The sequence below is a fragment of the Mycolicibacter heraklionensis genome (assembly GCF_001021505.1).
Classification (GTDB): Bacteria; Actinomycetota; Actinomycetes; order Mycobacteriales; family Mycobacteriaceae; genus Mycobacterium; species Mycobacterium heraklionense.
On sequence record NZ_LDPO01000005.1, the window covers coordinates 71,627 to 91,263 of the forward strand.

At 68.4% G+C, this 19,637-nt stretch carries 19 protein-coding genes and 1 pseudogene; 11 read left to right on the forward strand and 9 right to left on the reverse strand.

Annotation, left to right across the window (positions count from 1 at the left end):
* Nucleotides 1-84 precede the first annotated feature (84 nt).
* Complete coding sequence (nei2, locus tag ABW16_RS08405) at nucleotides 85-834, reverse strand: endonuclease VIII Nei2 (RefSeq protein WP_047318707.1); 750 nt, start codon at nucleotides 832-834, stop codon at nucleotides 85-87.
* Nucleotides 834-5,285, reverse strand: coding sequence for an ATP-dependent helicase (locus ABW16_RS08410; RefSeq protein ID WP_047318708.1), 4,452 nt, complete (start codon nucleotides 5,283-5,285; stop codon nucleotides 834-836). Before ABW16_RS08410 ends, nei2 begins: the two co-directional genes overlap by 1 nt.
* 107 nt (nucleotides 5,286-5,392) lie before the next feature.
* Here ABW16_RS08410 and ABW16_RS08415 point away from each other — a divergent pair, with 107 nt between their 5' ends.
* The gene (locus ABW16_RS08415) at nucleotides 5,393-5,788 is read left to right on the forward strand and encodes a hypothetical protein (protein WP_052956810.1); all 396 of its coding nucleotides are present in this window, start codon (nucleotides 5,393-5,395) and stop codon (nucleotides 5,786-5,788) included.
* Nucleotides 5,789-5,800: 12 nt separating this feature from the next.
* Here ABW16_RS08415 and ABW16_RS08420 read toward each other — a convergent pair whose 3' ends face one another.
* From ABW16_RS08420 to mbp1, 3 genes are all read right to left on the reverse strand, one after another.
* Entirely contained in the window at nucleotides 5,801-6,115 is a 315-nt protein-coding gene (locus ABW16_RS08420) for a hypothetical protein (RefSeq protein WP_047318709.1), read from the reverse strand.
* A gap of 14 nt (nucleotides 6,116-6,129) precedes the next feature.
* Nucleotides 6,130-6,804: a winged helix-turn-helix domain-containing protein gene (locus ABW16_RS08425; protein ID WP_047318710.1), complete on the reverse strand. Its 675-nt coding sequence runs from the start codon at nucleotides 6,802-6,804 to the stop codon at nucleotides 6,130-6,132.
* Between the two features lie 128 nt (nucleotides 6,805-6,932).
* Nucleotides 6,933-7,172 carry a microaggregate-binding protein 1 gene (mbp1, locus tag ABW16_RS08430; protein WP_047318711.1) on the reverse strand — a complete coding sequence of 80 codons (240 nt, stop codon included), beginning with the start codon at nucleotides 7,170-7,172 and terminating at the stop codon, nucleotides 6,933-6,935.
* 148 nt (nucleotides 7,173-7,320) lie between these two features.
* Here mbp1 and ABW16_RS08435 point away from each other — a divergent pair, with 148 nt between their 5' ends.
* From ABW16_RS08435 to ABW16_RS08450, 4 genes are all read left to right on the forward strand, one after another.
* Nucleotides 7,321-7,701, forward strand: coding sequence for a hypothetical protein (locus tag ABW16_RS08435; RefSeq protein WP_047318868.1), 381 nt, complete (start codon nucleotides 7,321-7,323; stop codon nucleotides 7,699-7,701).
* 180 nt (nucleotides 7,702-7,881) lie between these two features.
* The gene (gene usfY, locus ABW16_RS08440; RefSeq protein WP_047318712.1) at nucleotides 7,882-8,193 is read left to right on the forward strand and encodes a protein UsfY; all 312 of its coding nucleotides are present in this window, start codon (nucleotides 7,882-7,884) and stop codon (nucleotides 8,191-8,193) included.
* Between the two features lie 245 nt (nucleotides 8,194-8,438).
* Nucleotides 8,439-8,876, forward strand: coding sequence for an ATP-binding protein (locus ABW16_RS08445; RefSeq protein ID WP_047318713.1), 438 nt, complete (start codon nucleotides 8,439-8,441; stop codon nucleotides 8,874-8,876).
* Entirely contained in the window at nucleotides 8,873-9,661 is a 789-nt protein-coding gene (locus ABW16_RS08450; RefSeq protein ID WP_047318714.1) for an RNA polymerase sigma factor SigF, read from the forward strand. The genes ABW16_RS08445 and ABW16_RS08450 overlap by 4 nt, the downstream gene beginning before the upstream one ends.
* Before the next feature lie 6 nt (nucleotides 9,662-9,667).
* On the opposite strand, the gene ABW16_RS08455 is transcribed toward ABW16_RS08450, so the two are convergent.
* Together ABW16_RS08455 and ABW16_RS08460 are read right to left on the reverse strand one after the other, a co-directional pair.
* The gene (locus ABW16_RS08455) at nucleotides 9,668-10,102 is read right to left on the reverse strand and encodes a pyridoxamine 5'-phosphate oxidase family protein (protein ID WP_047318869.1); all 435 of its coding nucleotides are present in this window, start codon (nucleotides 10,100-10,102) and stop codon (nucleotides 9,668-9,670) included.
* A 108-nt stretch (nucleotides 10,103-10,210) separates the two neighbouring features.
* The gene (locus tag ABW16_RS08460; protein ID WP_047318715.1) at nucleotides 10,211-11,716 is read right to left on the reverse strand and encodes an FAD-dependent oxidoreductase; all 1,506 of its coding nucleotides are present in this window, start codon (nucleotides 11,714-11,716) and stop codon (nucleotides 10,211-10,213) included.
* Nucleotides 11,717-11,842: 126 nt separating this feature from the next.
* Between ABW16_RS08460 and ABW16_RS08465 the strand changes: the two genes are divergently transcribed.
* A complete protein-coding gene (locus tag ABW16_RS08465; RefSeq protein WP_047318716.1) occupies nucleotides 11,843-13,021 on the forward strand; it encodes an alcohol dehydrogenase catalytic domain-containing protein in 1,179 nt (392 codons plus the stop codon).
* Nucleotide 13,022: 1 nt separating this feature from the next.
* Here the strand turns inward: ABW16_RS08465 and ABW16_RS08470 are convergent, their stop codons facing one another.
* Nucleotides 13,023-14,783: a glycoside hydrolase family 15 protein gene (locus ABW16_RS08470; protein ID WP_047318870.1), complete on the reverse strand. Its 1,761-nt coding sequence runs from the start codon at nucleotides 14,781-14,783 to the stop codon at nucleotides 13,023-13,025.
* Nucleotides 14,784-14,827: 44 nt separating this feature from the next.
* Between ABW16_RS08470 and ABW16_RS08475 the strand changes: the two genes are divergently transcribed.
* Nucleotides 14,828-15,940, forward strand: coding sequence for an enolase C-terminal domain-like protein (locus ABW16_RS08475; RefSeq protein WP_047318717.1), 1,113 nt, complete (start codon nucleotides 14,828-14,830; stop codon nucleotides 15,938-15,940).
* Here the strand turns inward: ABW16_RS08475 and ABW16_RS08480 are convergent.
* On the reverse strand, nucleotides 15,903-16,580 hold the full coding sequence (locus tag ABW16_RS08480) for a cutinase family protein (protein WP_082134001.1): 678 nt from the start codon (nucleotides 16,578-16,580) through the stop codon (nucleotides 15,903-15,905). The genes ABW16_RS08475 and ABW16_RS08480 overlap by 38 nt on opposite strands.
* Nucleotides 16,581-16,905: 325 nt before the next feature.
* On the opposite strand from ABW16_RS08480, the pseudogene ABW16_RS27980 reads away from it, so the two are divergent.
* From ABW16_RS27980 to ABW16_RS08500, 4 genes and pseudogenes are all read left to right on the forward strand, one after another.
* Nucleotides 16,906-17,142, forward strand: a pseudogene (locus ABW16_RS27980) (hemophore-related protein); the annotation flags it as partial.
* A 4-nt stretch (nucleotides 17,143-17,146) separates the two neighbouring features.
* Nucleotides 17,147-17,683: a DUF1360 domain-containing protein gene (locus ABW16_RS08490; protein WP_047318719.1), complete on the forward strand. Its 537-nt coding sequence runs from the start codon at nucleotides 17,147-17,149 to the stop codon at nucleotides 17,681-17,683.
* Between the two features lie 37 nt (nucleotides 17,684-17,720).
* A complete protein-coding gene (locus ABW16_RS08495) occupies nucleotides 17,721-18,149 on the forward strand; it encodes a hypothetical protein (RefSeq protein WP_052956812.1) in 429 nt (142 codons plus the stop codon).
* Nucleotides 18,146-19,636, forward strand: coding sequence for a molybdopterin-dependent oxidoreductase (locus ABW16_RS08500; protein ID WP_109519530.1), 1,491 nt, complete (start codon nucleotides 18,146-18,148; stop codon nucleotides 19,634-19,636). Before ABW16_RS08495 ends, ABW16_RS08500 begins: the two co-directional genes overlap by 4 nt.
* Nucleotide 19,637 lies beyond the last annotated feature (1 nt).

The following is a 19,637-nucleotide window of genomic DNA, read 5'->3' on the forward strand; positions in this document are numbered from 1 at the left end:
CCGCTTCGGGTGCTGACAGCCGAAAGTCGGCCGGCGAAACAGCCGGCCGGCTTCGGTTGTGTCAGCGGCCGGAAGGTCCCGGCATCACCGCTGACATGACGAACACCAGAACCGAATCCGCTCGCCATTGCGGTCGGACTCCACAGCGGTACCGCATCGCCGACACGGCCGACCGGCTCGGCCGTACACCCACAGCTGTCGGCCCGGCCGGGTGTCGCCGGTGGTGCAGCGCGACCATCGCAGCCGATTCGCCCACAACATCTCGCGTGCCCGCGATACCAGCCGACCCGGATCATTCAGTTCCGCAACAGGCGTAGTCGGCAACCGGCCAACGATGAAGCACAACTCGTTGCAGTAGACGTTACCGATCCCGGCCATCACCGTCTGATCCAACAGTGCCGATGCCAGTGGACGCTGGGGGTCGGCGACCAGGCGGTCTGCGGCCACAGTCGGATCCCAGTCGGCGCCGAGCAGATCCGGACCCAAGTGCGCGACGACGTCACCGTCATGGCGGCGATCCAGCACCTCCAGCACACCCAGATCGACGCCGGTTGCGCGAACGGGGCCGGCCTCCAGGATGATCCGTACCCGATGATCGACCGGTCGGCGACCGATCCGCCAACTGCCCTCCATCTTCAGATGCGAATGGATGCTGGCCGGACCGACGCGGATAAACAAGTGCTTGCCGCGGCTGATCACCTCGTCGACCCGCTGTCCGCTCAGATCGATATCGGCGTACCGCGGGACCCGGACATCGCAGCGGGTCAAGGTCTTTCCCGCCAACGCGGTGGCCAGCACCGTCGCGGTGTGGAAAACGGTGTCGCCCTCGGGCATCAGCGCATCCGCAATCCGCGTGGTGTACGGGAGAACCCGGCCTCGGTCAACGCATCCAGCGTCGGCGAATCGTGCAGCTCCAGAACCGGTACGCCGTCGACCCGCTCGATGAGAATCCCGTCGACCCGCCGATCGCTGATCAGCTGAGCCAATGCCCCGGCGGCGGCCTGCTGCGCCGCGGCGACACCGGCGAAGTTGAGCAGCGTCCGGCCACCCCGCTCGACGAACCACGCCAGTTCACCGTCGACCAGCACCACCAGCGCGCCTGCCTTGCGACCCGGCCGGGCCGTTCCCGGGTGCGCCGGCCAGCTCAGCGCCGCGCCGTACGGGTTGGCCGGGTCGGCGGCGGCCAGCGCGACCGCGTGGTAGTCCGGACGGGCCGGGTCGACACCGTCGAGGTAGCCACGCAGCCGGTCCACTGTGGAGGCCAGCGCGAACTGTGCTGCCCCCAACGACTCGATGAAATAGCCACGCTGGCATCGCCCGGCATCCTCGAACGCGGTCAGCACCTTGTAAATGGTGGAAAAACCGCCCGGCACGGCCTCGACGGCCACCGCGCCGCGGGTCAGCACGCCGTAGCGGTGCAGCAACAGCTCGGCGGTGTGGTGTGCCCGCAGGGTGGAATCCTCTTCCGGTGCCGGCAGAGCCGACCAGCGTCCGGCCACCGTCGGGTCGGCGGCGCGGGCAGCGGCGTGCGCCACGCTGTAGCGACTGAGCCGGGGTGGGCGCCTGCTGCGGTGCGCCGGGGTGGCGCGCCGGGTACCGGCCAGTACCGCGCGCACCGGAGCGAAGGTATCGCCGGTGACCCAACCCGCCCAGATCAGCTCCCACAGTGCGGCTTTCAGAGCCGCCTCGCTTGCGTCACCGCACAGTTGGCGGAAGAAGAACGCACCGCCGCCGTGCAGGGCGTCCAAGACCATCCGGTGGGCCTCGGTGAATTCGATCGGCGCCCCGGGTGACAACGTCAGCGGCGCCGAATCGGCGGTGTGAAAGCTGATCCAGCCGTCGGTCGCCGGGGCGCTGCCGGCCGGGGCGCCCGCGCCCGACCACAGCACCTCCCCGGAGGCCAGCAGTTCATCGAGCATGGCCGGTGAGTAGTCGCGCACCCGCGGGCCGAATATCAACGGCTCGACCGCCGACGCAGGAAGCGCTACGCCGGCGAGCTGGTCGATCACCCCGGCCAGCCCGTCCACACCGGTGGCGGCGACGTCCGGAGCGCCGATCTGCTGCCAGGCCGGCAGGAAGCGCCCATAGGCGGCCGGCGACACCGGTTCGATCGCCGAACGCAGCGCGGCCAGCGACCGGCGCCGCAGGATCCGCAGTACTTCGGTGTCGCACCACTGTTCGCCGGGGGAGTCGGGGAAGTCGGTGAACTCGCCACGCACCACCCGCCCGTCGGCGGCCAGTCGACCCAGCGTGTCGGCCGCCACCCGCACGCCCAGCCCGAACCGGTCCGCGGCCTGGCCGGTGGTGAACGGCCCCCGGGTGCGGGCGAAGCGGCCAAGCAGATCGCCCAACGGGTCGGCGACCGGTTCGGTGAAGCCCGTCGGCACCCCGGGCGGCACCGCAACCCCGAGGCCGTCGCGCAGCCGCCCGATGTCCTCGATCGCCACCCACCAGCGGTGCCCGCCGAACGCGACCGTCAGCACCCGCCGGGCCGCCAGCAGATGTTCCAGCCAACCGCCGACCGCAGCACCCGCGGCTCGGGCGCTGACCTCTTCGGTGGTGAGCGGACCGAGCAGCCGCAGCAGATCGGCCACCCCTTCGGCGTCGCGGGCGGCCTTCTCCGGCGTCAGATGCTGTAGTTGCGCAGTGAGTCCGGTGATCACCTCGGCGTCGAGCAGTTCGCGCAGTTCGACCCGGCCCAGCAACTGCGCCAGCAGGGTCGGGTCCAGCGACAAGGCCGCCGCTCGCCGCTCCGCCAGGGGGCTGTCGCCTTCGTACATGAATGCCCCGACGTAGCCGAACAGCAACGACGCCGCGAACGGTGACGGGGTGGTGGTCTCGACCTGGGACAGCCGCACCCGGCGTTGGGCGATCCGCGCCATCAGCGCGGTCAGCGCGGGCACGTCGTAGACGTCCTGCAGGCATTCCCGCACGGTCTCCAGCACGATCGGGAACGTCGGATATTTGCGCGCCACGTCCAGCAGTTGGGCGGCCCGCTGGCGTTGCTGCCACAACGGTGTCCGACGGCCGGGATGCCGGCGCGGCAACAGCAATGCCCGGGCCGCGCATTCCCGGAACCGGGAGGCGAACAACGCCGAACCGCCCACATCGGCGGTGACGATCGGCTCGATCTCGTCCGCGTCGAACACGAACAGTTCGGCGCCGGGGGCGTCTGCACCGGGGTCGGTGTCGGGCAGCCGGACCACGATGCCGTCGTCGGAGGCCGTCGGCTTCTCGTCGATGCCGTAGCGGTCGAGCAGCCTGCGGCCCACCGCCAGCGCCAACGGCCCGTGCACGCGCAGCCCGTACGGTGAGTGCAGTACCACCCGCCAGTCCCCGAGCTCGTCGCGGAATCGCTCCACCACCAGCGTGGTGTCGGTGGGCACCGCTCCGGTGGCGGCGCGCTGATCGTCGAGTAGCCGCCTCAGGTTGTCGATCGCGTAGTCATCGAAACCCAAACCTGCGCAGCGTTTGTCGAATGACTCAGGGGCAAGTCCGGCCAACTCGCCGGTGAACGCGCCGAGCGCCGCACCGAGCTCGGCTGGCCGCCCGACACCGTCACCGTGCCAGAACGGCAGCCGGCCAGGCTGGCCGGGTGCCGGCGTGACCAGCACGCGGTCGTGGGTGATTTCGGTGATCCGCCACGTGGTGGCGCCCAGCGAGATCACATCGCCGGGACGCGACTCGTAGACCATCTCCTCATCGAGTTCGCCGACCCGGGAAGGTTTCTCAGCGCCCGCCAGGTACACCGCGAAAAGTCCGCGGTCCGGGATGGCGCCACCGGAGGTGACGGCCAGTCGTTGCGCGCCGGGCCGGCCGGTCAGGGTCCCGGTGTCGCGGTCGTAGACCAGCCGCGGCCGCAGTTCGGCGAATTCGGTCGACGGGTATTTGCCGGAGAGCAGGTCCAGCGTCGCCTCGAAGACACCGCGCGACAGGGTGGCGAACGGAGCGCTGCGGCGCACGGTGTCGAACCAGGCTTCGGCGTCCAGCGGCTCCAGCGCGGCCGCGGCCACCGTGTGCTGGGCCAGGATGTCCAGCGGATTGGCCGGTACTGAAAGGGTTTCGATCTGGCCGGCGAGCATCCGCTCTACCGCGACCGCGCACCCGATCAGATCGGTGCGATGTTTGGGAATCAGTACGCCCGAAGAGATTTCGCCGACCTGATGCCCTGCGCGACCGACGCGCTGCAGGCCGCTGGCCACCGACGGCGGCGCCTCGATCTGGATCACCAAGTCGACCGCACCCATATCGATACCCAGCTCCAGGCTCGAGGTCGCCACCACGGCGCGCAGTCGCCCGCTCTTGAGGTCCTCCTCGACGTCGGCTCGGGTCTGCAGCGACACCGAGCCGTGGTGTGCCCGGGCCAGCGGTACCGTCGGCTCCGCGATGTCAACATAGCGCTCCGCGTGAATCTCGTTGAGCCGCGCAGTCAGTCGCTCAGCGAGCCGTCGCGAGTTGGCGAACACGATCGAGGACCGGTGGGCTTCGATCAGATCCACAATGCGCTCTTCGACCTCGGGCCAGACGGTGCCCTCGGCCGGATTGGCCATGTCCGGCACCGGGACCTGAACCGTCAGCTCGAACGTCTTGGCGGCCGGAGGAGCCACGATCGTCGCCGGCGACTGCCCGGACAAGAACCGGGCGACTTCTTCAGCGGGACGCACGGTGGCGCTCAAGCCGATCCGTTGGGCGGGTCGGGCGAGTGCCGCGTCGAGGCGCTCCAAGGACAGTGCCAGGTGGGCGCCGCGTTTGGTTGCAGCCACCGCGTGCACCTCGTCGACGATCACTGTGCGCACCCCGGTCAACGTCTCCCGCGCCGCCGAGGTCAGCATCAGAAACAGCGACTCCGGGGTAGTGATCAAGATGTCGGGTGGCTTGGCGACCAGCTCGCGGCGCCGCGCCGGGGAGGTGTCGCCCGAGCGCACTCCCACGGTGATGCCGGGAGCGGGCAGATCGCGCTGTGCGGCCAACCGGGCGATGCCGGCCAACGGGGTGCGCAGGTTGCGCTCGACGTCGACGGCCAGCGCTTTGAGCGGCGAGATGTACAGCACCCGGGTGCCGCTACCGGGCCGCTCGGTCAGTTGATCCAGCGCCCAGAGGAATGCCGCCAGCGTCTTACCGGACCCGGTGGGAGCGACGACGAGCGTGTTGTGGCCGTCGGCGATCGCCGACCAGGCCTGCTCCTGCGCCGGGGTCGGCGCGCTGAAGGTGCCGGTAAACCAGTCCCGGGTCAGCGCCGAGAACCGCGCCAGCGGGGCGGGAGTCTCTCGGTCTGGTGGGCTCACCCCGCCATGGTGCCAAGTTCAGCGCCGGAATGCTCCCGCGCTTGCGGTTTTGTGCACGTCGTAGCCGGGTATCCGCCAACGGTGATCGCGGTGATCGGAGGCGGGGGATGATCATTCTGGATGAGGGGCCGGCGACGGTCCGGCCGATATTCGCCGATGCGCGACCGCGGGCGGCAGGAACGTCGCCGCCCGAAGCGCAGCCACGCGATTGGACCTGGGCCAACTGGGCGCTGTCGCTGCTGACCGGGCCTGCTGCTGCGCTGCTGATGGCATTCGCGCTGACCAGAGTGTCAGGTTCCGCGTTGTGCAGCAGGGCGGCCTGCCCAGAACTGAAGGTGCACGGATCGTTGTTCGGCCTGCTCTACCACGGAGCGGCGGGGGTGGCGGCCCTGACGCTGTTTCTGGCCTTCTTCTTGGCGACGCACCGCCGCGGGTTCGCGGTCTGGGTGTGCGGGTGGGCCCTCCTGGCAGCCGACCTGATGGTCCTGCTTGCGGTGTTCTGACCGAGCGGTACGTCACTCCTCGACGGTGAAGAACGAGTCGCCGTCTTCGGGACTTCCGGAAACCTGAGCGCGGTGCCGGCCGCCCGCGACAGGCTCGTCGGGATCGTGTTCGGGGCCGGCGACGTCGGGTAATTCGGCCGCCAGCTTCTCATCCAACGACTCATGGGCCGTCTCCTCGTCAGCGGCTTGCCAGTTGTCCGGCGCGGTGACGGTCGCGTCGCCGTCATCGTTGCGCAGCTCGTCGGAGTCGGTGGCCTCACTCGGCGGCAGCGTGTCGTCATCGGTGGTGTCGGTGGCCGCCGTATCGGGCTCGGGTTGTTCAGTCATGGTTCTTGCCCTTCTCAGTTGGCGATGGCCCACTGCGGTGGTGGCGACTCCGGCGTCATGTAGCCGACACCGCGGACCGTGTCGACGATCGATTCGTGGTCGTCGCCGAGCTTGGCGCGCAAGCGCTGCACATGAACGTCGACTTTGCGGCGGCCGCCCTCGCCGCCCCATATCTCCCGCAGCAACCGGGTGCGCGTGAATGCCTGGCCGGCATGCCGCACCAGATAGTTGAGCAGTCTGAACTCGGTGAGGGTCAGATCGAGTTCGCGATTCGACAGCGTTGCGGTGAAGCTGTCCGGGTGGATGACCAGGGCGCCGAATCGCAACGTGCTGTGGGTGGATTCGTGCCGCCGGGCCAGGGCCAGTCGCAGCCGGGCGTTCGCCTCGGCCGGCCCTGCGGTCGCGGCCAGAACATCGTCGACGTGCCAGTCGAGGCCGATCGCGGCGAAGTCTTCGGCCGCGACGACGGCCAGCACGGCAGCCCACGGCTCCCAGGCTCCGAGCTTGCGGCAGCTCTCCCGCGCGGCCGGCACATCAGAACAGCCATCCACCAGAACGGCTTTCGCCCCCCGGCAGTCGGCTCGCGCGGTGAGGGTCAGCGGGCGGCGGGCGACCGAATGACCGAAGACCCCCAGCCCCAACAGCGACCGTTCGAACTCGTCGCGGTCGGTCAGTAACAGGATCTCCATCGCCTGGCTCCAACCCGTGGATGCTTTCCGCCTCAAGGCGTTTACTACCCGTTGCACCCAGGAAATAACCCCGGTCCGTAGCGACAGGCCCGGCCCGCCAGGCGGACCGGGCCTGCCCTCCCCTCGGGCTACTGGTGCGACTGTTCGCGCGCCTCGGCTGCCTTCGCACCCGCTCGGGCCGATTCGGCCTCGGCTTGGTGTTTGGCGGCGTCGCGCTGCGCTTCGCCCTTGTCCTGCTGGGCCCGGCCCTCACGAGCCATCTCGTCATTGCCGGTCACGGCCCCCAACGCTTCCTTGGCCTTGCCTTTGACGCCCTCGACGGCGCCGCGGACGCCGTCTTCGGTGGCGCTCTTCTTGTCGTCCGACATAAGTCCTCCCTTCGTGACTGCGACAGACCCACGCGGGTGTCGAGGTCCGCCACAATGGCAAGGCTTCCCGGGGTTCCGCGCGCCCAAACGTTGCCCCAAACGATGAATCGCCTTGACGCAGAGCTGATCAGCGCGGACGGTGGAATATGTGGAACCGCCCACACCGTCACGCTCTGCTCCCGGTGGCGATCGGCTGGGCCAGGAGGACCGTGAGGTTCGAGCGGCCGCTCGATTCGCCGGGACGATCGCCGCTGTCGCGCTGGCGTTTGTCGTGATCGCGGTGTTGTGGGTGGGCTCATGCGACCCGCAGTCGGCCACTGCGGGATGTGGAAGGCCCTACCGAGCAGTGTTGGCCGCCGGAGGCCCGGTGATTCTGGCCGCCGGTGGATTGCGGGCGTTTATGCGCACCTACCGAGTGTGGCGCGCCCGCGGCACCTGGTGGGGCTGGCAGGGCGCCGGATGGTTCTTGATGACGTTGATGCTGGTCGTCTTACTGGTGAGCGGGGTGCCGATCATGGGTATTGGCTGACCGCGGCGCCGGCCTCGACATCGCTGTTGCATGACTGTGAACATCCTGTAAACCAGGCGCCGCGCTCAACGTATCGTCATACGATAGTTGCGGGTCGCGGACGGGTTCACCTCATATCGGTCGACTTCCGGGGGCGACTTCTGAGATCAGAGTTCAGGAGTGTTCAGGAGGAGGAACGCAATGGGAGACACGTTTCATGACCCGGTAGACCATGTCCGGACGACCCGGCCCCACGCGGGCCGCGCCATGATCGACGTCATGGGCTGGCCGGGCTACTCCCTGCTGGTGGTGGGGATGGTGGCCGGAATCGGCAGCCTCGCCGCATTCGGGACCGGAAACGACCGTCAAGGCGTGGAGGTCGCGGTCGTCGCGGTGCTCGCCGCCGCGCTGGGCACGGTGTGGCTGCTGCTCGAGCACCGCCGGATCAGCAAGGTGAACCATCAGTGGCACCTGGCGCACGCTGAGATGCATCAGCAGGTCTCCACGAGTTAAACCGGGGGGTCAAGTCGGCCCGGCCGGTGTACCGGCCGGGCCGCTCTACGCTTACCCACCGAATTCGATGATTGAGTTGTCCGGCGATCGGGTACAGACTCCCCATGACTGATCTCCGGGCAGCCGGCGTGCGATGTTGACGGTGTCGGCTGAAGGCGGAACGCACGAGGTGCCTGCAGGCGAGGGTGGTGAGCAGTCGATTGACACGCAGCAGTAGTCTCGGTCCGATTTCGCCGGGAGGCCTCATGACCGACATTCACAGTGACCGAGCTCAGCCGTCGTGCAGCGAACGGGCCGTCGAACTGCGGGTTACGCCCAGGCTGGAAAGCCTGGCGGTGGTCCGCATGTTGGTGGGTGCGATCGCTACCTACGAGGATCTCGATGTCGACACCGTTGCTGATCTGCGGCTGGCGATCGATGAACTGTGTACCCAGCTGATCCGTAGCGCCGCGCCCGGCGCGATGCTGACGGTGGTCATCGACCCGCACGACGACCACGTGACGATTCAGGCGTCGGCAGCCGGTGACGGGGCGGGTGTGCTGACTCCGGGAAGCTTCAGCTGGCACGTGCTCACTTCGCTGGTCGACGACGTCCAGACATTCACCGATGGGCACGAAACCGACGGCGTGGGTGAGGTATTCGGGGTAACGCTGACGACCCGCCGGGCGGATTCCGAGCGGTGACTCCGCGTGCCGCCGGCAGCGGCTCACAGTCCGGATCCGAGTACGCCGACGTCGGCGACATGTTCCGTGAGCTCGCCGAATACGACGCCGACTCGCCCGACTTCCGCAACCGCAAAGACAAGATCGTGGAGCGGTGTCTGCCGCTGGCGGACCACATCGCTCGCCGGTTCGAGGGCCGTGGAGAGTTGCGGGACGACCTGGTACAGGTAGCACGGGTGGGTCTGGTCAACGCGGTCACACGCTTCGACGTCGAGACCGGCTCCGACTTCGTCTCGTTCGCGGTTCCGACGATCATGGGCGAAGTTCGCCGCCATTTTCGCGACAACAGCTGGTCGGTCAAAGTACCGCGGCGACTTAAAGAGCTGCACCTTCGGCTCGGGGTGGCCACCGCGGAACTGTCGCAACGGCTGGGGCGGGCGCCGACCGCCTCCGAGCTTGCGGCCGAGCTGGAGTTGAGCCGCGACGAGGTGGTCGAAGGACTGGTGGCGGGCAGCTCCTACAACACGCTGTCGATCGACGGCGGCGGCAGCTCGGACGAGGACGACGTCCGCTCGATCGCGGATACCCTCGGTGAGGTCGACGCCCGGATGGACCGGATCGAGGACCGAGAGGCGTTGCGGCCCTTGCTGGAAGCCCTCCCGGAGCGAGAACGCACCGTATTGGTGCTGCGGTTCTTCGAGTCGATGACCCAGACGCAGATCGCCGAGCGGGTCGGCATCTCGCAGATGCACGTGTCGCGCCTGCTGGCCAAATCGTTGGCGAAGCTGCGCGACCAGCTGCAGTAGCCCCGCTCATTGCAGCCCGTAGATGCCCGACCACAACCGGCTCAGTTCGGCTTCGTGAGCGTCGCCGAACATGTAGACCGGCGAGGCGATCGGCAGCGCGCGTTCGACCCGGATCAGTACGGCTTCGCGACACGGAAACCGCGGTCCGTGGGTGTCGATGACCCACTGCCGCAGCCACTCGTAGACCTCGTCCCCGGGCTGCCGCAACTGCGCGGTGCCCTTGAAGCGATAGCCGCGCCGTTTGAGGAAGTCCACCACGTTGACCTCGATGCGCGGGTCGCGGCGCAGATCGGCCACCGTTGTCGGCGAAGCCATATGCATGAACGCCAGGTGCTCGTCGCCATAGACCAGCAGGGACTCCTTCGGTGACAGGTTCGGCGAACCGTCCGCACAGACCGTGGCCACGAACGCCAGCTTCGCGCTCTCAACGATCTGGCGCATGTCATGGTCGATGATGCACACCGCTCACCCCGTCGCTTCGCAGCCGTCTTTCACCGCCCAGCGGTCGGTTACCCGCCCCGGCGCGCGATAAACGACGCCCGCGGCTGCTCAGCCGCCGGCAGTCAGGCCGCGGGTGGCCGGGCCTTCCAGCAGAGTGCCGTCGGGGGCGAAGCGCGAACCGTGCAATGGGCACTCCCAGGCACGGTCGGCGTCGTTCCAGGTGACAACGCCACCCAGGTGGGGGCAGACCGGGGAGAGACGGTGTTCGACACCGTCCACCCGGCACTGGGCCTGCAGGTGCCACGGAGGTCCGCTGACCACGCCGGCGTCGGTGCCCAGGCATTGCTGGCCGATGTGAGCCGCCGGAGCGATCCAGCCTTTCGCCAGGTTGACGCCGACCGCAAGGTTGGCTGCCACGGCCGTCGACAGTCCGCGCAGCTCGCGGGTGCTCCAACTGGCGAACGCCCGGTCCCACCGCGGCCGTTCACCGAGCAGCCGGCCCGACAACGCGAGCGCGGCCGCCGCCCCATTGGTCATGCCCCATTTGTTGAAACCCGTTGCGACGTAGATGGTGTCGTTCTCGGGAAGAATGGGACCGACATAGGGGAGTTCGTCGACGGGCGCGTAGTCCTGCGCCGACCACAGATGGGTGCGGATGGCGCCCGGGTAATGCCTGACCGTCCACGACTCGAGTTCGGCCAGTGCATCGATGGGGTGCTTTTCGCGGCCGACGGTATGCCCGGCCCCGCCGACGAGCAACAGCTGCGAGTCATCGACCGGAGCGTAGCGCAGTGACCGCGTCGGCGAGTCGGTGGAGATCATCATCGGTCGGGTGATCTCGCCGGGCACGTCGAATGCCATGCAGTACGACCGGCTGGGCTTGAGGCGGGCGAAGTACCCGCCGCGGTCCAGGACCGGGATTCCGGTGGCCAGCACCAGTTGGGTGGCCTGGAGCTCGGCATTCCCGCGCGGAGCGTTGACTGTCAGGAGAAGGCCGCGACGGTTGCTGGAAACACGCTGCAGCCGTGTGTGTTCCACCAGTTGTCCGCCACTGGCGAGCAGCTCGGCGCGCAGCGCGTCGAGAAACGGCATCGGGTCGAACTGTGCCTGCTCGCCCAGCCGGACGCCGCCGTGGTAGGCGAACGGCACGTCGGCGTGCGCCGCCCACGTTGCCGGCAGGCCCAGTGCGCGGCAGGCCTCGAACTCGGCGCGCGCCGCGGCCACCCCACGCTCGGACTGGGCGAAGCTGTAAGCATCCTCGCGCTGGACCGGCACCCCGGCATCGGCGCAGAACGACAGCAGCCAGCCCTGTCCGGCGCGGTTGCCGTCCAGGTAAGCAGCGGCCAGACCCTTGCCCTGCTTCGCCGAGATCGTCGACAGCTGGGTGCCCTGCAGCAGGCTGATCTTGGCGGTGGTGTTGCCGGTCGCGCAGGACCCCACCGTGCGGGCTTCCAGCACCAGCACCTGGCGGCCGGCCCGGGCCAGCAACACCGCGGTCATCAGCCCGGTGATACCGGCGCCCGCCACCACCACGTCGGCGAGGCCGGGCAGGTCTTCGGCGCTGCCCGAAGCCGGTGATGTCGCGATCCGGTCGGCGAGCCACAACGACGTCATGGTCGATCAGTACCCCGCGGGGCGACCGTGAAACGTGCCGGGACTGGCCGGCGTGGCCAACGCGTTTGCGCTGCGCCACGGGCGGGTAGCCGGGCGATGTTCTCAAGACACGACGGAGGCGACCCGATGCGGGCAGTCACATGGCAGGGCAAGCGCAAAGTTCAGGTCGACACCGTCCCCGACCCGGTGATCGAGAAGCCGACCGACGCCATCATCGAAGTGACGACCACCAACATCTGTGGATCCGATCTGCACCTCTACGAGGTGCTCGGCGCGTTCATGGATCCCGGCGACATCCTGGGGCACGAGCCGATCGGCATCGTGGCCGAGGTCGGTGCCGCGGTCAGCAATCTCGAGCCCGGTGACCGGGTGGTCATCCCGTTCCAGATCGCCTGCGGGCACTGCTGCATGTGCCGCCGCGGTCTGCCGACCCAGTGCGACACCACCCGGGTGCGTGAGCAGGACACCGGCGCGGCACTGTTCGGCTACTCGAAGCTCTACGGCCAGGTTCCGGGCGCGCAGGCGCAGTACCTGCGAGTGCCGCAGGCGCAATACACCCACATCAAAGTTCCTGAGGGCCCGCCGGATTCGCGGTTCGTGTATCTGTCCGACGTGTTGCCGACCGCGATGCAGGCGGTCGACTATGCCGCGATACCCGACGGCGGTTCGGTGACGGTGCTGGGGCTCGGGCCGATCGGTGACATGGCGGCACGGATCGCCACCCATCAGGGCGCCCGGGTGATCGGCGTAGATCTGGTGCCCGAGCGGCTGGGCCGGCTGGCTCGGCGCGGGATCGAAATCGTAGACCTCACTCAGGTATCCGACCTCGGTGAGGTGATTCGTGACCGCACCGACGGCCGGGGGACCGATGCGGTGATCGATGCCGTCGGCATGGAGGCACACGGCTCCGTCGGCGCCAAGGCCGTGCAGCAGTTCAGCTCGCTGCTGCCCGATGCCGTGGCTGCACCGTTGATCAGCAAGGCCGGCATCGACCGGCTCGCCGCGCTGTACGCCGCGATCGACATCGTGCGCCGTGGCGGCACCGTGTCGATCGTCGGCGTCTACGGTGGCAAACTCGACCCGCTGCCGATGTTCACCTTGTTCGACAAGCAGATCACCCTGCGGATGGGGCAGGCCAACGTCAAACCACGCGTCGACACGCTCATGCCGCTGCTCACCGACGACGACCCGCTGGGCGTCGACACCTTCGCCAGTCACGAACTGCCCTTGGAGCAGGCGCCAGAGGCCTATGAGATGTTTCAGGAGAAACGCGACGGCGCGGTGAAGATCACGCTCAAGCCGTAACTCAATCCGGGTGGGGGCCTGCCAATAGGTGCGCGGCCTCGAACAGCAGTGCGTGTGCGAACGCCTGCGGCAGGTTGCCGCGCAACTGACGTTGGCGCACGTCGTATTCCTCGGCGAGCAGGCCCGGCGGACCGCATGCGGTGCGGCCCCGCTCAAACCACTGCAGCGCCGCAAGGTCATTGCCCTGCTGGTGATCGGAGAGCGCCATGACGAAGTTGCACAACAGAAACGCCCCCTCGGCCGAGCCGAGCCCGCGCTGGTCGGGCCGGTAGCGGTAGACGAAGCCGTCTTGGGTGAGGTCTCGGCGCACGGCGGCCAGGGTGGCCAGCGTGCGGGCATCATCGGCCGGGACGGCTCCCCGCAGGCCGGGCAGCAGCAGAGCCGCGTCGATCCCCGCGTCGCCGGGTGCGCGTTGCCACCTGCCGTCCCGGTGCAGACAGCCGGCGCTGGTATCGCTGACAAGCTTGTCGGCCAGTTGTTGCCAGTGGGCGCCTTCGGCCAGCGATGCCACGCCGGCGATTCGGCGCAGCCCGGCCGCGCACATCAGCCGGGAATGGGCCCAGCGTTGGTTGTCGAGTTCCCAGATACCGGCGTCTGGCTCGGCGCAACGCTTTTCGATCGCGTCAACCAGGGTGTGAACCGCCCCCCAATGGGTGCTGTCTATCCGGTCGAGCCGGGCGGCGGCGGCCAGCAGCAGCAGCGCCTCCCCGAAGATGTCGAGTTGGAACTGCCGGCCCACCCAGTTCCCGGTTCTGGCCGACGCGCCGGGATAGCCGGGCAGCGGCAGGTCGTGTTCGGACGGTGGCGTCGTGGCGTCGACGCAGTAGGCCGGTCGCAGGTCGGGCCCGTCGGCCAGGACCCGCTCGGTGACGAACCGGACGGCGTCATCAAGCAGTGGATGCGGGCCGGCGGCGGCGATCGCCTGTCCGGTGTAACACTGGTCGCGAATCCAGCAGTAGCGATAGTCGTAGTTGCGCCCCTCCTTGGCGCGCTCCGGTAGTGACATGGTCGCCGCCGCGACCATCCCGCCGCCGGTGCTGGTAAGGCCGCGCAATACCGCGTAGGACTGTTGTGCGTCCACGTCGGCCAGCGTGCCGGTGACTTCCGGAACGGCTTGGTTCCAGGCGCTTTCGGTGGCGGCCCAGGCCTGCGCCGCGTCGGCCGGCTGCGCCGGCAATTCGCGGTCGGACAACTCCAGCACCAGGTCGTGGTCACGCCCCGGTGCGACGTCGAGCACCATACGCAGCGAGCCGTCGTCGGCGCAGCGGGCCGTGGCAGCGCCGGTCCACCGGAACCGGTGCGGTCCCGATCGACCGGTCCAGACTCCGCTGTCGCAGGACAGTGCCGACATGGCGGTGGCGCCGAAGTCGGCGCGAACGTCGAGCGCGACCTTCACCCGCATCGGTCGGTCGAGTGCCCGGATGCGGCGTAGCACGACCGCGGTGTGGGTGTCGCCGGGGAAGGCCAGCGCCTCGCGGCACTCCACGATTCCGTCGGTGGTGACCCAGCGGGAACGCCAGATCAGCGACCGCTCCTCGTATCGGCCACCCCATACGTAGCGCAGTTCCGGGGTGACGGCATAGACTCCCGAGCCGCCGAGCAGCGAGCTGAAGACCGCCGGACTGTCCCAGCGGGGCAAGCACATCCAGCAGAAGTCGCCGCGCGGCCCGACCACGGCCCCGCGCTCACCGTCGGCGATCAATGCATACTGGCGCAGCACCTGCGGCGGATAGCGTTCTAACAGCGACGGGCCGGTGTTCATGCTCGGGTGCATACCCTGCGCCGGACGAGGGTAGTCACCGACCTATGAGCCAGCCTCGTGGTGTTGCGGTGCCGATCGACTCGATCGGGATTGCGGCCTACACGATTCCCACCGACGCCGAAGAATCCGACGGCACACTGGTGTGGCATTCCACCACGCTGGTGCTGGTATCGGTGCGCGCCGCAGGACAGACCGGCACCGGCTACACCTACGCCGGCAGCGCCGCGGCGACGGTGGTGTGCGACCAGCTGGCCGGGGTCATCACCGGCGCCGATGCGCTGTCGCCACCGGCTCGCTGGGCTGACATGGTGCACGCGGTGCGCAACCTGGGCCGCCCCGGACTGGTGGCCGAGGCGATCGCCGCGGTCGACATCGCGCTGTGGGATCTGCGGGCCCGGCTGCTCGACGAGCCGTTGACGGTGGCGCTCGGTGCCGTGCACGAGGCCACCCCGATCTATGGCAGTGGCGGTTTCACCTCCTACGACAACGACACGCTCTGTCGCCAGCTGGCCGGGTGGGTCGAAGAGGGCATCGGCCGGGTCAAGATGAAGGTCGGCCGCGACCCTGCCGTCGACGCCGCACGCGTGGCGGCGGCCCGCTGCGCGATCGGCGCCGCCACCGAGTTGTTCGTCGACGCCAACGGCGCCTACCGACGCAAGCAGGCACTGGACTGGGCGCAGCGCTTCGCCGAGCAACAGGTCGGCTGGTTCGAGGAACCGGTCAGCTCCGACGACCTCGAAGGCTTGCGACTGCTGCGCGACCGCGGGCCGGCGGGTATAGACATCGCCGCGGGTGAATACGGATACGACTTGCCCTATTTCCAGCGGATGCTCGACGCCGGTGCTGTTGACTGCCCGCAGGCCGATGTCACGCGCTGCTTGGGTATCACCGGAGTGCTCAAGGTGGGCGCACTGTGTGACGCCCGCGGACTGGACCTGTCGTTGCACTGCGCGCCGCAGATCAGTGCGCACGTCGGTACCGCGCTGTGGCACCTGCGACATCTGGAGTATTTCCACGACCATGTGCGGATCGAGCGGATGGCCTTCGACGGCGTTCTTCACCCCGAGCCGGGCGGAGTGCTGCGTCCGGACCGGGGCGTGCCGGGGCATGGCTTGGCCGTCAAAGCGGCGGACCTGGAACGCTTTCGGGTGTTCTGAGGTGTTCGACGGCGAAGTCCGCCGCCTGCGCTGTCATGCCGTTTGCCGCATAGGCCGCATGCGCTGCACCGTCGCCGCCGGCCGAGCAGACCGGATCACCGGGCGCGCACAGGTCGATGGTCTTAGCGGCGTAGCCCGGCCCGATCTCCACGGGCGGCGCCCCGATGGAGTTCAGGAACGCCGCCGACGGCTTTCCCAGCAGTGCCACGGCGGCGACGTGGCCGGCCGCCTCGGGCGGTAAGGGGGCTCCCAGCCCGCCGCCGGCCGTCGGTTCGGTGACGTATCCGACCAGGGCCGCGCCCCGGGAGTATCCACCGAGGACCATTTGGGTGCTCGGGCAACCAGCCGCCATATCGCGGATGTGGCCGGCTGCGTCGGTGACACCGGCGGCGGACGGACCGAATTCGGCTACTGCCGGAAAGTCGACCGGATAGACGTCCACGTTGCGACCCCAAGTGCGCCACCGTAGTGCGTCGATGAACTGTTGGCCGATCCATCCGACGCCGGGCGCTTCGCCGGTGCCGCGGGCGAACACCACCTGGATATCGGGGCAGCCGGCGGCGGCCGCGTCGCCGCCGGCGGGTGAGCACAGCAGCGTGCAGCCCGACAGGCCCACCACGGTGAGGACTCGAGTAATCACAGCACTTGGTCCGATACCCACTGTAAACAGTGTGCAAACCGTGGTTTAGCTCGGGAGAAAACGGCAAGCCTAGTTCGGTGCCGTCGTCGACGGAACATGAATTGAAGGGGAGAAACCAATGATTACAACGTCTTTGACCAGGCTTGCCGCTGTCGGCGGCATGGCGCTGGCGTTGGCGGCGGGCACCGGGCTGGCGAACGCCGAGCCGCCTCAGCCGGGCCAGCCGACTCAACCCGGCCAGCCCGCTCAACCGGGCCAGCCCGCTCAACCGGGCCAGCCGGCTCAACCGGGTCAACCGGGTCAGCCAACCCAATGGTCGCAGCACCCCGCGGTGAACACGACATGCAGCTACTCCCAGGTGGTGGCGGCCATGAATGCGCAATCGCCGGACGCCGCAGCACAATTCAACGCGACACCCATGGCGCAGTCGTTCCTGCAGAACTTCCTGGCCGCGCCGGCGCCGCAGCGTGAGCAGATGCTCGAGCAGGCCCAGGCGGTGCCGGAGGCGGCGCAGTACATCAATCTCGTCGGACCCATCTCCAAGACTTGTAACAAGTACTAGAGCGATGGCGCAATCGACCGGGACCGGCAGCACCATCGCCGACGCGGCCAAGCGGGAAGCCGACGCGTACCGCGGCGACAACCCGCGGCCGCTGGGGGGATACGTGATGGTGCTGCTGGTCTACGGCGGGCTGGTCGCGGCGGTAACCGTGGCCGCCGCGGCCACCGGCCGCCGCTTACCGCAGGGCTGGTTGGCCGCAGACCTGCTGACGGTGACGCTGGGGACCCACAAACTGTCCCGAACGCTGGCCAAGGATGCGGTGACCAGCCCGCTGCGGGCGCCGTTTGCCCATTATGCGGGCACCGGCGGCCCTGCCGAGGTGATGGAGGAGACCCGGCACTCCAGCGCGTTGCGGCACAGCTTGGGGGAGCTGCTGACGTGCCCGTTCTGCCTGGACATGTGGGTGGTCACCGCGTTCACCGCGGGGCTGGTGCTCGCTCCGCGGCTGACCCGGCTGGTTGCGGGTACGTTCACCGCGCTGGCCGGGGCTGATTTCCTGCAGCTGGCCTATGCGAAAGCCCAGCAGATGACCCAGCAGTGATGACCGGAGTTTCCTGGTGCGCAGGCACGAACCGCCAATGAGCAGCATCGCCTTCAATCTGCCGCGGACGGTGACGCTGGCCGCCGACGCCGCGCTGCTGGGGCTGGCGGCCACGCACGGCTACGTACTGGCCACCGCAACGGACCCGCCGGGGTATTTCGCGGGGTACTGCGTAGCGGTGATCATCGGCTGCGTCGTCGCCGCCGGCACCACCTGGATCGACGTCGACCATATTGTGCCGGCCGCGGGATGGATGACCGGCGGAATCATCTGCACCGCTGTTGTGATCGGCTATCCGATCAGCCGGCTGGTGAACCTGCCTGGCTTGGCGGCGCTGACCGGACGATGGGATCTGGCTCCGGGAAGCCTCACGCTGGCCTGCGCGGCCGCCTTCCTCGGGCTGTATCTGACGGTCTTGTCCGGGGTCAATGTGGCGTTCGGACAGCGCAGGGGCTGGTATGAGTGATGGTGCTCGACTATCCCGCGTGGCTACGGATCGACCACTGGCTCAACGTGTTATTCCTGACGCTGCTGCTGCGCAGCGGCATCGAGATCCTGTCCACCCATCCGAAGCTCTACTGGCACGACGACAGTGCGCCGGGAACGGAGTGGGCCCGGTTCACCGGCAAGGTGATGCCGACCGACAAGCTCTACGACACCTTGGACGAGGAACAGGACTATCACCCGTTGATCGCACTGCCGGGTCACGCGCAGCTCGGCATCGGCCGGCATTGGCATTTCGCCGCGGTCATCGGCTGGATTCTGGTGGGACTCTCGTACTACGTCTTGCTGTTCGCAACCGGCCAGTGGCACCGGTACTGGCCGTATTCATGGTCGATCTTCGGCGAGGCGTGGGACGACATCGTCACCTACCTGAGCTTCAACCTCCCATCACTGCTGCCAGGCGAACCGCTGGACGCCATCCAGAAGCTGACCTACGCCGGGGTGATCTTTGTGTTGGCGCCGTTTCAGATCCTCACCGGCGCCGCGCAGTCGCCGGCGATCGAGGCCCAGTTCCCCCGCTACGTGCGGCTGTTCGGCGGGCGCCAAGTTGCCCGGAGCCTGCATTTCCTGGGGCTGATCGCGTTCGCGGTGTTCATCGTGATCCACCTGGCGATGGTGTTCTTCTGGGGCTGGGGCCGGCTGACGGCTTTGATGATCTTCGGCTCGGTCCGCCACGTCTACTGGGCGACTGTGCTGTCATTGCTCATCATCGCGGTGATCGTCGCGGTCCACATCGCGGCGACCCGGTGGAGCCAGCGCAGCCCGTCGTCGGTGCGCCGGGTGCTCGGGGCGGTGATCAGTGTGCCGCGTCGAACCCTGCTGCGGCGGTTGGACTCTCGGCAGGATTATCCGGTGAAGATGCTGTCGCCGCAGCACCGCGTCAACGGCAAACCGCCGACCGCCGAGTACTACAAGGTGATGGCGGTGCACAACTTCGTCGACTGGCGCCTGCGGGTCGGTGGTCTGGTGGAACACCCGGTGACCCTGGACCTGGCGGGGCTGCGCGACCTCGCCGAGCCGCAGACCCAGCGGGTGCTGCACAACTGCGTTCAGGGCTGGTCGTCCATCGGCGAGTGGACCGGGCTTCCGCTGGGAGCCCTGGTGGACCTGGTGCGGCCGTTGCCGCCGGCCCGCTACATCTGCTTTATGAGCATGCAGGACAACAGCACCGACGAGCCGAGCGCACACGGTGGGGGGCAGTTTTACGAGGTGTTCGATCTGGAGCTGGCGCACAAGCCGCAGATGCTGTTGGCCTACGCGATGAACGGCCAGCCACTGCCGATCAAGCACGGGGCGCCCCTGCGGCTTCGGGCGGAGACGCAGGTGGGTTTCAAAATGGCCAAATGGATCAACCAGATCGAGTTCATCGACGACTACACCCACATCGGGAAGGGACGTGGTGGCTGGCGTGAGGACAACGTCTACTACGGCATGGACGGGGAGATCTGAC